Annotated in this window: 12 protein-coding genes and 1 pseudogene; 2 read left to right on the forward strand and 11 right to left on the reverse strand. The window is 67.3% G+C overall.

Features of this window, described 5'->3' with window-relative positions; all coding sequences use genetic code 11:
• From A5740_RS15955 to hisD, 11 genes and pseudogenes are all read right to left on the reverse strand, one after another.
• Nucleotides 1-282: pseudogene (locus A5740_RS15955) on the reverse strand (hypothetical protein); the annotation flags it as partial.
• A complete protein-coding gene (locus A5740_RS15960) occupies nucleotides 272-1,894 on the reverse strand; it encodes an N-6 DNA methylase (RefSeq protein WP_076195589.1) in 1,623 nt (540 codons plus the stop codon). The gene A5740_RS15960 and the pseudogene A5740_RS15955, both read right to left, overlap by 11 nt.
• 75 nt (nucleotides 1,895-1,969) lie before the next feature.
• Nucleotides 1,970-3,529 (reverse strand): HNH endonuclease signature motif containing protein, encoded by a 1,560-nt coding sequence (locus A5740_RS15965; protein ID WP_076195458.1) that lies wholly within the window; start codon nucleotides 3,527-3,529, stop codon nucleotides 1,970-1,972.
• Nucleotides 3,530-3,638: 109 nt separating this feature from the next.
• Complete coding sequence (gene hisI, locus A5740_RS15970; RefSeq protein WP_076195459.1) at nucleotides 3,639-3,983, reverse strand: phosphoribosyl-AMP cyclohydrolase; 345 nt, start codon at nucleotides 3,981-3,983, stop codon at nucleotides 3,639-3,641.
• Nucleotides 3,980-4,765 carry an imidazole glycerol phosphate synthase subunit HisF gene (gene hisF, locus A5740_RS15975; protein ID WP_076195460.1) on the reverse strand — a complete coding sequence of 262 codons (786 nt, stop codon included), beginning with the start codon at nucleotides 4,763-4,765 and terminating at the stop codon, nucleotides 3,980-3,982. The genes hisI and hisF overlap by 4 nt, the downstream gene beginning before the upstream one ends.
• On the reverse strand, nucleotides 4,762-5,592 hold the full coding sequence (locus tag A5740_RS15980; protein ID WP_076195461.1) for an inositol monophosphatase: 831 nt from the start codon (nucleotides 5,590-5,592) through the stop codon (nucleotides 4,762-4,764). Before A5740_RS15980 ends, hisF begins: the two co-directional genes overlap by 4 nt.
• Entirely contained in the window at nucleotides 5,589-6,323 is a 735-nt protein-coding gene (gene priA, locus A5740_RS15985) for a bifunctional 1-(5-phosphoribosyl)-5-((5-phosphoribosylamino)methylideneamino)imidazole-4-carboxamide isomerase/phosphoribosylanthranilate isomerase PriA (RefSeq protein WP_076195462.1), read from the reverse strand. The genes A5740_RS15980 and priA overlap by 4 nt, the downstream gene beginning before the upstream one ends.
• Nucleotides 6,320-6,937, reverse strand: a complete 618-nt coding sequence (hisH, locus tag A5740_RS15990; RefSeq protein ID WP_076195463.1) for an imidazole glycerol phosphate synthase subunit HisH — start codon at nucleotides 6,935-6,937, stop codon at nucleotides 6,320-6,322. The genes priA and hisH overlap by 4 nt, the downstream gene beginning before the upstream one ends.
• A complete protein-coding gene (hisB, locus tag A5740_RS15995) occupies nucleotides 6,934-7,542 on the reverse strand; it encodes an imidazoleglycerol-phosphate dehydratase HisB (RefSeq protein ID WP_076195464.1) in 609 nt (202 codons plus the stop codon). Before hisB ends, hisH begins: the two co-directional genes overlap by 4 nt.
• Nucleotides 7,539-8,681, reverse strand: a complete 1,143-nt coding sequence (locus tag A5740_RS16000; RefSeq protein WP_076195465.1) for a histidinol-phosphate transaminase — start codon at nucleotides 8,679-8,681, stop codon at nucleotides 7,539-7,541. Before A5740_RS16000 ends, hisB begins: the two co-directional genes overlap by 4 nt.
• Entirely contained in the window at nucleotides 8,678-10,006 is a 1,329-nt protein-coding gene (gene hisD / locus A5740_RS16005) for a histidinol dehydrogenase (protein WP_076195466.1), read from the reverse strand. The genes A5740_RS16000 and hisD overlap by 4 nt, the downstream gene beginning before the upstream one ends.
• A 105-nt stretch (nucleotides 10,007-10,111) precedes the next feature.
• Here hisD and A5740_RS16010 point away from each other — a divergent pair, with 105 nt between their 5' ends.
• Both A5740_RS16010 and A5740_RS28415 read left to right on the forward strand, forming a co-directional pair.
• A complete protein-coding gene (locus A5740_RS16010; protein WP_076195467.1) occupies nucleotides 10,112-10,522 on the forward strand; it encodes a nitroreductase family deazaflavin-dependent oxidoreductase in 411 nt (136 codons plus the stop codon).
• Nucleotides 10,523-10,917: 395 nt separating this feature from the next.
• Nucleotides 10,918-12,252 carry a hypothetical protein gene (locus A5740_RS28415; RefSeq protein WP_139335163.1) on the forward strand — a complete coding sequence of 445 codons (1,335 nt, stop codon included), beginning with the start codon at nucleotides 10,918-10,920 and terminating at the stop codon, nucleotides 12,250-12,252.
• Nucleotides 12,253-12,263 lie beyond the last annotated feature (11 nt).

Here is a 12,263-nt window from a genome sequence, read left to right on the forward strand (position 1 = left end):
TGAGCTGCGCCGCGCCGGGTTTGATCCCGACGCCGTGTGGCCACGCGCCACCGACCCGCGAATCATGCCCAGCGCGAGCGCCGGAACGCCTGTGGTCGACGGTGCGTCGAGATACAGCGGTACACCAAGCAGCTTGCGCAACACCCGGAAGTCTGGAACGAAGGTCAGCGCGCCAGCGCTGCGCACCCAGGGATTCGTATGCACACCGCCGGGTGCGGCGTCGGCCACGATGCGATCGAAGATGGCCCACGCTGTGGCCTTGGTCGACGGTTCAGCGGGCACGCCGAGACCTTACCGTCCGGCGGGCCGCCAATGAATCGCGCGCCGTCCGAACGGGTTCCAGGACGATCTGGCCCGACAGGCCCAATGCGTCATCGACGATGTGGGTCGCCTCAAGCAGCTGTCCGCGCTCCAACAACGCGCCGACCCGTCGGCGCACCGCCCGCAACTCGTCGGCACGAGCGACCACCAGGTCGGGCGACGGCACCAGCCAGCGGTCGGCCTCGCGCGGTTCGATCTTGAGGATCCCGCCGCCATAGGAGCGGCCGACGATCTCGGCGTGCAGCACCGTCACCGAGTTCAGCGCGGCCAACCCCAGCAGGTCGCGCCCCAGCGTGCGGATCCCGTCACGCAGATAGACGCCGTGCACCGAGTTGAGATGATGCGCCTTGGCCCGGTTACTGATCAGCCGAGGGGTGTCGGCGTTCATACAGGTCAACAGCAGGTCGGCCGGGTGCACGAGCGGCACCAGATACCAAGGCTGGCGCACCCGGCACTTGTAGGCCAGATGCACGCCGGCGGCGTGTCCGGCGTCGATGTAGCGTTGCGCAGCCGACGACGGGGTGCCGGCCGGCCGGAACAGGTGGATGGACCGCCCGTCCTCCCCCAGTTTGGCCAACTGCTCGGACGAGAGGGTCAGACCCCGCAGGTGGGCGCTCCCGGGAGGCGACAATGGGAGCAGGTCGGTGCGTCGCAGCCCCAGTTCCCGCACGCGATCTGGGGACAGTGCGAAAAAGCCGTTGTTGCCCGTGACCATGCCCAGCGTGGTGTCACCCCACGTCTCCAGCGTGGTGAACTGCCCGCCGTCGTGCAGACCATGGAGCGCATCCACCGGCGCGTTACCGATCAGGCCGCTGACCCATTTGTCGGCAGGATCGCGAGGCGACCAACGACGTTGTGCCAGTTCAGATGTCAGGGATGCCGCGTTGCGGGCACGGTGGATGACGGCGTGACCGGTCGGCCCGCCGCCGTAGCCGTCGGCGAGCAACAGCACCACGTCGGCCTCGGCCTCCGGGAACACCTGCTCGTCGAACATCACCAACTCGACGCTGGCGAACCGGTCGAACAAGAACTTCCGCACCACCGAGGCATAGTTCACGCTGAGCAACTCGGCGGGCAACACGAGCGCCAGCCTGCCGCCAGGCTTCAGGAACAACGCGGCGTGCACGGTGAACGCGGCCCAACTCGAGGCCAGCCCGGACAACGTGACCCCGGCCTTGAGCGCGGCTCTGCGAGACTGCGCCCTGGTGGCACCCCGGAAGTCCTGATAGCGGATGTAAGGCGGGTTGCCGATCACTGCCGTGTACTCAGCACACGGTTCGACGGCGAAGAAGTCGGACGTTCTGATGCGGGCCCGCCCCCCGGCCTCGGTGACGCGGCGACGCGCGGTGGTGGCGCTGCTCCGGTGAATTTCGATGCCGTCGAGTTCGGGGCACTCGACACCGAGCTGCTGTAGCCGATGGGTGGCGGCCACCATGAAGGCCGCGTCCCCGGCCGAGGGCTCCAGGATCCGTTCATCGACCGAACGCACGGCCCACTCCGCGAGATAGGCGGTGATCGCGGCCGGAGTGAAGAACGCACCACGCGCTTTGCGAGTCGCCGCGGTGTCGGTCATCCCGTCATTGTCGCCGACGGCACCGACAACTCCGGACACCGCAACGCGCGATCGCGGGTAATACAACGGACTGCCTCAGAACGGCGGCTCGTCTGGGCCAGGGTCCGGTGGAGGCGGAGGTTGCCAGTCCTCGGGGAGATTCTCGGGCTCGGGCGGCTCGTTGATCCACCTGGCGAACGGACTGGAACTGAGGTCATCACCTTTGAAAAGGACCAGGGTGGCCCGCATACGGTTGCGTTCCCGGCGACGCTCCATCTCCCGGCGTCTAACCCGCCCAACGCGGCGAGCCTCGGCGTTGATCGGACGCAATTGCGCGTTCTTCGCCCTGCGCTCGGCCACTCGTACCGACCGAGGTTTGGCCCTGGTTCGCGACGGTGCACGCCGGGGCGGACCCTCGGGTTCGAAGATCTCGGATGCACCCGGACTCGTTCGATACACCTGCCCGCTTGGTGACGTCCAGACGACGGTCCCGTCCGGCAGCTGCTCATCCCGCCATCCATCGTGGAACGTTTTCAACCGATGATGTTGACGGCAAAGACATTTCAGATTCCACGGTACGGTCAGCCCGCCCTGTTCGGGATGGCGGTGATCGAACGGCACCGTATGGTCGACATCGCACTTCTCGGCCGGCCGGTCACACCCGGGGAACCGGCAGGTGATGTCCCGGCACCGGATCCACCGCTCCAGGGCAGCCGACGGCCGGTACCGCAAGGCGTCAGCAGTGGGCACATCCGGTGCCTGCACGACCCGCATCGTGGCCTCCTGCGCCAAATCGCGCAGCTGCTCCGCATCAATCACGCCATATCCGGCGATATACGCCGGATCCGACCCACCGAGGAGCGCAGACTGCGGCGCAATCACATTGAATACGGTTTTTATCGGAGACGGCCCAGCCGGCTTGGTCTGCGGACAGTCGACACGTCCGCAATGGCACAGCAAGGCCCGCCCCTCCGCCAGTGCCGCCACCGCATCTGCTCGGCGTTGGGACGGAGTGCGGGGGTCCTCAGCGCACACGCCCTCCGCCAATTCGGTCAACCGCTTGTCGAAAATGGCACCCGCCCAAGCGGTAACCACGCCGTCCAGCCGCATGGTTCCGTCACCGCCGGGGCGCACCCGGACAAACCGGCCACGCTCGGCCCGCTCCCGCTCCGAGATCGCGTCGGGATCCATCTCCCGCACCAGGGCATCGACGGCGTCGGTCACCCGGCGACGTGACCACGACAACCACCCCGTGATCCGCTCGGCCAACACGGCGTCGAGCCGCGCCATGATCCCCAGATCCGAGACCAACTCGGTACGGGCGATGACCACCGCGACCGAATTCCAGTCGATTTTTCCAAACTTCAACGCGGCCGCCACCCGCGGTAATCGATTGGTCAACGATTCAGCCTGCGACACCACTTGTGACGCCGCCGACGGCGAGAGATGCATCGCCGCTCCCACTTCAGCGACTGTGCGGGCAAAACCGGTCAAGAACATGTGACCGGGATCGTCATCCTCGAATTCGACCTCATCGATGCGCCGTTTGAGCAATTCACCGATCATCGCCATCCGAGATGCCATCAACATGGCCTCCTCCGACACCGAGTCGCTGATACAGAGCACCAGCTCCCAGGACGCGTCGGATTCGAACATACATTCGATTATCCGCCGGAAATGACGGATTGGCAAGCATTTTCTTCGCAGCAATCCGGAGTTGTACACCGGAAATGCGATCAACGTGTCCGATCGGCAAATCGCCGACTCAGCGGTCGGACAGCAACACGTCCGCGTCGAAACAGGTGTGCGCGCCCGTGTGGCAGGCGGCGCCGATCTGGTCGACCTCCAGCAACACCGTGTCGCCGTCGCAATCCAGCCGGACCGAGTGCACATATTGCGTATGCCCCGACGTCAGGCCCTTGACCCACTGCTCGCCTCGGGATCGTGAAAAGTACGTGGCCTCACGGGTTTCCAGCGTGCGCGCCAAGGCGTCGTCGTCCATCCAGGCGACCATCAGCACCTGGCCAGTCCCCCGCTCCTGCGCCACCGCACTGAACAGTCCGTCCGCGTTGCGCTTCAGCCGCGCCGCGATGGCCGGATCGAGACTCATCGGACAGTGATCCCTTCCGCCGCCATCGCCGCCTTCACCTGCCCGATGGTCAGCTCGCGGAAGTGAAACACACTGGCCGCCAGCACCGCGTCGGCGCCGGCCTGCACGGCGGGCGCGAAATCGGCCACCGCACCGGCACCCCCGCTGGCGATCACCGGAACGCCCACCGCGGCGCGGACCGCCCGCAGCATCGGCAGATCGAACCCGGCTTTGGTGCCGTCGCGGTCCATCGAGTTGAGCAGGATCTCGCCGACACCCAGTTCGGCGCCCCGCACGGCCCATTCGATCGCATCGAGCCCGGTGCCGCGGCGCCCACCGTGGGTGGTCACCTCCCACCCCGACGGGGTCGGCGCATCACCGGCCGGCACGGTACGGGCGTCGACGCTGAGAACGATGCACTGCGAACCGAACTGGCGGGCCAGCTCGGCCAGCAGCTCCGGCCGCGCGATCGCCGCGGTGTTGACCGACACCTTGTCGGCGCCGGCGCGCAGCAGCACGTCGACATCCTCCACCGAACGCACCCCACCGCCGACGGTCAGCGGGATGAACACCTGCTCGGCGGTGCGCTTGACCACCTCAAGCATCGTGGACCGGCCCGACGAGGAAGCGGTGACGTCGAGGAAGGTCAGCTCGTCGGCCCCTTCGGCGTCGTAGGCCGCCGCCAGCTCGACGGGATCGCCCGCGTCGCGCAGGTTCTCGAAGTTGACTCCCTTGACCACCCGGCCGGCGTCGACGTCGAGACACGGGATGACCCTCGTCGCGACGTCACTGATGGTGCTCACAGGTAGTCCTCCGGATTGCCAGCAGATTTGACGAGTTCCAGCATGCGTTCGTGCACCCCCGGCGCGGCGGCCAGCGCCGACTTCGACTCGGCCGTCCACGGATCGCCGGCCAGATCCGTGACGATGCCGCCGGCGGCCCGCACCAGCGCCACCCCGGCTGCATGGTCCCAGATGTGATGGCCGAAACTGATCGCCCCACCGAGAATCCCGGCGGCGACGTAAGCCAGGTCGACGCCGGTGGCCCCGTGCATCCGCACCCGGGAGCACACTCGGCTGAGATTCGACAGCACCTCTACCCGGTATCGGCCCGGGAACCGCCCCCGCGAGTCGATGTTGAAAGTCTGGATACCGACGATCGAGTCGGTCAACGTCGGCGAACCCAATGCGGGCAGTGCGGATCCGTTGTCGCGCACCGGGCCTCCGGCCAGAGCCGAGTACCGCTGCCCGGTGAACGGCAGCCACGTCAGCCCGGCCACCGGTTCACCGTCGGCCAGGAGGCCGAGCAGGATGGCGGCCATCGGTGAGCCGGCCGCGTAGTTGAAGGTGCCGTCGATCGGATCGAGCACCCACACCAGCGGGGAATCGATCGGCTCACCGCCGAACTCCTCGCCGTGCACGCCGATCCCGGTGGCCTCGGTCAGCGCCCGCACGACCTGCCGCTCGATCGCGAGATCGACCTCGGTGGCGAAATCGTTGCCCTGCTTGGCGACCGCGGAATCGGCCCGGTGCCCGGCAATGAACGGCACCGACGCCGCGTCGAGAATCTCAGTCGCCGCATCGACCAGCGCGGCCAGCTTCGACGGATCCAGGTCGCCCACCTCGCTTATCCGCTGACCGCAGCCAGTGCCTGCGGCAGAGTGAATCGTCCCGCATACAACGCTTTTCCGACGATCGCACCTTCCACACCGCGCCCGGTCAGAGTGGCGATCGCCTGAAGATCATCGAGGCTCGACACTCCACCCGAGGCGATCACCGGGGCGTTGGTGCGGTCGGCGACCGTTGCCAACAGTTCCAGGTTCGGTCCGGTGAGGGTGCCGTCCTTGGTGACGTCGGTGACGACGTAACGCGAACACCCTTCGCGGTCAAGGCGATCCAGGACATCCCACAGGTCACCGCCATCGGTTTCCCAACCACGGCCCCGCAGGCGCCAACTGCCGTTCTCGAACTGCACGTCGAGCCCGACCGCCACCCGGTCGCCGTATTCGGCGATGGCTCCCCGGCACCACTCCGGACTCTCCAGCGCGGCGGTGCCGATGTTCACCCGGGCGCAGCCGGTGTCCATGGCCGCCTTCAGCGAGTCGTCGTCGCGGATGCCGCCGGACAGCTCCACCTTCACGTCGAGCTTGCCGACCACCTCGGCCAGCAACTCCCGGTTGGAGCCGCGACCGAAGGCAGCGTCCAGGTCGACCAGATGGACCCACTCGGCGCCGTCACGCTGCCAGGTCTGCGCCGCCTCCAGCGCCGAGCCGTAATCGGTCTCGCTGCCGGCCTTGCCCTGTACCAGGCGCACCGCCTTGCCGTCCACCACGTCGACAGCCGGCAAAAGAATCAAACTCACAGTCCCTCAACCCAATTCGCGAGGAGCGTCGCACCGGCGTCGCCACTCTTCTCCGGATGAAATTGCGTGGCCGCCAACGCACCGTCCTCGACGGCGGCGATGAACGGCACGTGGTGCGTCGCCCAGGTCACCAACGCGTCCGGATTACCGGACCACTCCTGGGCGGCGTACGAGTGCACGAAATAAAAGCGCGTCTGGGCGTCGAGGCCCTTGAACAGGGTGCTGCCGGTCGGCGCCTCGACGACGTTCCAGCCCATGTGTGGGATCACCGGGGCATCCAGCCGGGTCACCGCGCCGGGCCACTGCGCGCAACCGGTGGACTCCACGCCGAACTCCACGCCGCGGGCGAACAGGATCTGCATCCCGACACATACGCCCAGCACCGGTCGATCATGCTGCAATCGGTCAGCGATGATCTTCTCACCGCCGATCGACCGGAGCCCGGTCATGCACGCCTCGAACGCCCCGACCCCCGGTACCACAAGACCGTCGGCCGCCGCGGCGGCGCCTGGATCTGCCGTGACCTCGACATCGGCACCGGTACGTTCCAACGCCCGTTGGGCCGAGCGCAGATTGCCCGACCCGTAGTCGAGAACGACGACTTTCTTGGTCACAGCGTGCCTTTGGTCGACGGGACGCCGGTGACGCGAGCATCGAACTCGACGGCCTGGCGCAACGCACGGGCCACCGCCTTGTACTGCGCCTCGGTGATGTGGTGCGGGTCGCGTCCGTACAGCGTGCGGACGTGTAATGCGATGCGGGCGTTGAACGCCAGCGATTCGAACACGTGCCGGTTGATCACCGTGTGGTACGGCGCGCTGGAACCGGCGATGGTGAATTCCACCATGAACTCCGGTTCCCCGGTGTGCACGAAGTAGGGCCGACCGGACACGTCGACGGCGGCATGCGCCAGCGACTCGTCCATCGGGATGAAGGCGTCACCGAACCGGCGGATGCCCTTCTTGTCACCGAGGGCCTGCCCCAGCGCCTGGCCCAACACGATCGCGGTGTCCTCGATCGTATGGTGACCCTCGATTTCGATGTCGCCCTTCGCGTGCACCGTGAGATCGAAGCTGGCGTGGGTGCCCAGCGCGGTCAGCATGTGGTCGAAGAACGGGACGCCGGTGTCGATGTCGACGACACCGGTGCCGTCGAGATCGATCTCGACGGTGATGTCGGATTCCCTGGTCTTACGTTCGACTTTCGCGCGACGGGTCACGATGCTCCTACCGGGCTGTGGGCGGCTGGCTGAAGTTCGGTCGTGGCCAGTTCGGCACTGGCCGCCAGGAATGCGTCGTTCTCCTCGGCCAGTCCGATCGTGGTGCGCAGATAACCGGGGATACCGACGTCGCGAATCAGGACGCCGGCGTCGAGGTAACGCTGCCAGCCGGCCGGTGCATCGGTGAATTCCCCGAACAACACGAAGTTGGCGTCGCTGGGGATCACCCGGAAACCCAGCCGGGCCAGTTCGGCGCTGACCCGATCGCGCTCGGCGGCCAATTTCGCGACGCTACCCAAGGTGTCGTCGGCGTGCCGCAGTGCGGCCCGCGCGGCGGCCTGGGTGAGCATCGACAGGTGGTAGGGCAGCCGGACCAGCAGCAACGCGTCGACCACCGCTGGAGCCGCGGCCAGGTAGCCGAGCCGCCCACCGGCGAAGGCGAAGGCCTTGCTCATCGTGCGGCTGACGATCAGCTTGGCCGGGAACTCGTCGAGCAACGCCACCGCGCTGGGTTGGGAGGAGAACTCGCCGTAGGCCTCATCGACGATCGCAATCCCGCCCGGCATCGCGTCGAGCAGGCGGCGCAGGTCATCGAGTGGAATGCTCTGTCCGGACGGATTATTCGGGCTCGTGACAAATACGACGTCAGGTTTGCGGTCCTGGATCGCCGCGACGGCCACGTCGATGTCGAGGCTGAAATCGTCGGCACGGGTGGCCTGCAGCCACTCGGTCTGGGTGCCGTCGGAGATGATCGGGTGCATCGAGTACGACGGCACGAACCCGATCGCGGTGCGCCCCGGCCCACCGAACGCCTGCAACAACTGCTGCAGGATCTCGTTGGAACCGTTGGCCGCCCACACATTGTCGACGGTGAGCGCCACCCCGGTGGCTGCCGTCAGGTAGGCGGCCAGATCGGTACGCAGCGCGACCGCGTCGCGATCCGGATAGCGGTGCAACTCGGCGGCGACCTCACGGACCGATGCGGTGACATCGTCGATCAGGGCCTGGGTCGGCGGGTGGGGATTCTCGTTGGTGTTGAGCCGCACCGGCACCACCAGTTGCGGCGCCCCGTACGGCGACTTGCCGCGCAGGTTTTCCCGCAGCGGCAGATCGGCCAGCGTCACGTCCGCGCCCGTCACCGTTCGAACCTCCGTCGTACCGCCTCACCGTGGGCAGGCAGATTCTCGGCCTTGGACAACGTGATCACATGGCCGGACACGTCTTTGAGTGCGGCCTCGTCGTACTCGACGACGTGGATGCCGCGCAGGAACGTCTGCACCGACAAGCCGCTGGAGTGCCGCGCACATCCCGCGGTCGGCAGCACGTGATTGGATCCGGCGCAGTAGTCACCCAGGCTGACCGGCGACCAGGCACCCACGAAAATGGCTCCCGCAGAACGAATCCGGCCGGCCACACCGGGCGCGTCCTCGGTCTGGATCTCCAGGTGCTCGGCGGCATAGGCATTCACCACCCGCACCCCGGCCTCGATGTCGTCGACGAGCACGATCGCGGACTGCTTGCCACTCAACGCCGCCGTGACACGCTCTGTGTGCACCGTGGTCTCCAACTGGCGGGTGAGCTCGCGGTCGGTGGCCGCCGCCAGCGCCTCGCTGTCGGTGACCAGCACACTGGCCGCCATTTCGTCGTGCTCGGCCTGACTGATCAGGTCTGCCGCGACGTGCACCGGGTCGGCCGTGTGGTCGGCCAGGATCGCGATCTCGGTGGGCCCGGCCTCGGCGTCGATGCCGACCTGCGAACGGCAGATCCGCTTGGCAGCCGTCACGTAGATGTTGCCGGGTCCGGTGATCATGTCCACCGGTGCCAACTCGTTGCCGTCAGTGTCGGTGCCGCCGTAGGCCAGCAGCGCCACTGCCTGCGCGCCACCGACGGCCCAGACTTCGTCGACACCGAGCAGCGCCGCGGCGGCCAGGATGGTCGGGTGCGGCAGGCCGTCATGCTCTGCCTGCGGCGGGCTGGCGATCACCAGCGAATCGACCCCGGCCGTCTGGGCCGGCACCACGTTCATCACCACGCTCGACGGGTAGACAGCATTGCCGCCGGGCACGTACAACCCGACACGCTCGACCGGGATCCAGCGTTCGGTGACGGTGGCCCCGGGCGCCAGCGTGGTGGTGGTGTCGGTCCGACGCTGATCGGCGTGCACGGCGCGGGCGCGGTCGATGGAGACCTGCAGCGCCGTGCGCACGTCGGGGTCCAGTTCAGCCAGGGCCGCGGCCAGGTGCGCCGCGGGAACCCGGACCGTCTCCGGGCGGATCCCGTCGAACGTATGGCCGTAGTCCAGGGCAGCCGATGCGCCGTGCTCGGCGACGGCCTCCACGATCGGGCGGACCTTGGGCACCACTGCGTCCACGTCGACCCCGCCGCGAGGCAGCGCAGTTCGCAACTGCGCAGCGTTCAGTGCTCGGTTGCGCAGGTCGATACGGGACATCTGAAACTCGGCCATCGGTTCAATTGTCCCTGATCAGTCCAGCTGATAAAAATCCGTAGCCCTGCCCATGTCGTGTGAGCCCCCGTAGGGTGTTCGCAGACCATCGAATGGAGCCCCGAGATGTCTGCGAAAGACCACCCGAACCATGCCCCCGGTGTGCCGATGCTGGTGCCGCCGGCGCTGGAGCGGTTCCAGATCAAATACATCAACCCGCTGGTGAAACCGTTCTCGAAACGCCTGCCGGGGTTCACCGTGATCAAGCATCGGGGCCGTACCTCGGGCACGCCGTACGAGACGATCGTCACCAGCTACCGCAAGGGCAACGTTTTCGCCGTGACACTTCTGCACGGCAAGACCAACTGGGTGAAGAACGTGCTCGCCGCGGGAGGGGCCGACGTACACCTGTTCCGCGACGACATCACGATCACCAACCCCCGCGTGTTGCCTGCGGGCACCGACGACCCGACCCTGCCCCGAATTCCCCGCGGCGCGGCCCGGCGGATGGGCGTCTTCGTCGCCGACATCGTCTGACCCGGAGATCTCCGGGGAACCGGAACCGACACACGTGGCAACGTGCGACAGCACTGCGTGACATTTGCCGGAAACGGCGATATCCGCGGATTGTCGAGTAATGGCGGCCCGCACTCGGCATGTGCGGTCGCTATAACCACGTCCGTTGTTGAGTTGGCTTATCAATTCACGCGACGATAGCGCGATCTTGATGACCGCAATATCAACGACCCCTCTCAACCTGGCGTTGACCTCGCCTGTTGCCGTGTATAGATATCAGCGCATTGTTCACACATTTGGATGCATCAGATGACGAATGACAGGAAATGCGCCACATGACGCAGAAGAAATCTGCCACCAAAAATCTTCCCGGGTTCGCGAGTGCAATGGCAGTTGGAGCCCTGACTGTCGCCGGTGTGACAGTTTCCTACAAGCCGGTGCCGCCCACGGTGCCGCCGATTCCGCATCTTTCCGTGCTCGCATCGGACGCACCGGCAGTCAGGGCGGTGAGTAGCTTCTCTCCGCTGACAACGGACGCCACGCCCAACGCCCTCTTCGCTGCCGCCAGCACGCAGTCCGCGACCGCTGTGCCCCCGCTCTACGCCGTTCCGGGCATTGGCGACGACCGACGCGACGAAACCGGCGGCCGAAGCGTCCGTTTCGCGTTCGCTCCGGCTATCCGTGCCGTCGGCGCCGTGCCGGCCACACAAGCCGTACTGCCCGCACATCTCGACGCCGCCACCGAAGCGGCACTGGCCACGCTGACGGCGGCCGACCCCAATTTTCGCCCGATCATCGGGCCGGGCGGCTGGCTCATCGGCAACGGTATCGAGCCCGGCCAGAGCGGTGGCCTCCTGATCGGTAACGGTGCCGATGGCGGGCCCGGTCAGAGCGGCGGCAATGGCGGGTTTCTGCTCGGTAACGGTGGCAACGGTGGTAGTGGCGTGGATGGCCTGAACGGTGGCAATGGCGGTGATGGTGGCAACGCCGGATTGTTCGGAAACGGTGGCGCCGGCGGTGACGCCGCCACGGGCGGAGTCGGTGGAAACGGTGGCAACGCCGGGCTGGCCGGCAACGGCGGTAAGGGCGGCGCCGGGGGGTCGAACACCAACTCGGCCGGTGAACCCGTCCGCGGCGCCGGTCGTGGAGGCCACGGCGGCAACGGCGGCCTGATCGCAGGTTCGGGTGGCGACGGCGGAAGCGGCGGTAACGGTGTGGGCGAAGCTCCTGAGACCGCGGGCAGCCGCGGCGGCAACGGCGGTGACGGCGGGCTCGGCGGCGTGTTCGGCCATGGTGGTGCCGGTGGCAGCGGTGGAAATGCCGAAAACGCCGGCAACACCGGCGTTGCGGCCGGCGGCAACGGTGGCAACGGCGGTTCCACCGGCTTCGGGACCGGCGGAGCCGGCGGTTCGGGCGGCACCGCGACCGGTATCAACGACTCGACCGGCGGCAACGGCGGCGCAGGCGGCAACGGGGTGGCCGGTGGCGGCGACGGTGGCAACGGCGGTAGTGCGCAAAGCTCTGCCGGCGGATCCTTCGGTGGACGAGGCGGCCAGGCCGGCAAGGGCAGCGTGGGCGGTGACGGTAAGGCCGGCAGTAACGGCAGTGCCAGCCGGGCCGCCAGGTCCACGCTCAAAGGAAGCACACCAAAGTCCGGCACCAGCTCATCGCGCACGGCCAGGGTCAAGGGCGGGAAAAGCCGTAGTTCCGCATCAGATGCCGGTGCGGCCACCGGCTCGGACCGAGACTGATGTGGTGGGCG

It is taken from the genome of Mycobacterium sp. GA-1841, from assembly GCF_001954135.1.
Taxonomy (GTDB): domain Bacteria; phylum Actinomycetota; class Actinomycetes; order Mycobacteriales; family Mycobacteriaceae; genus Mycobacterium.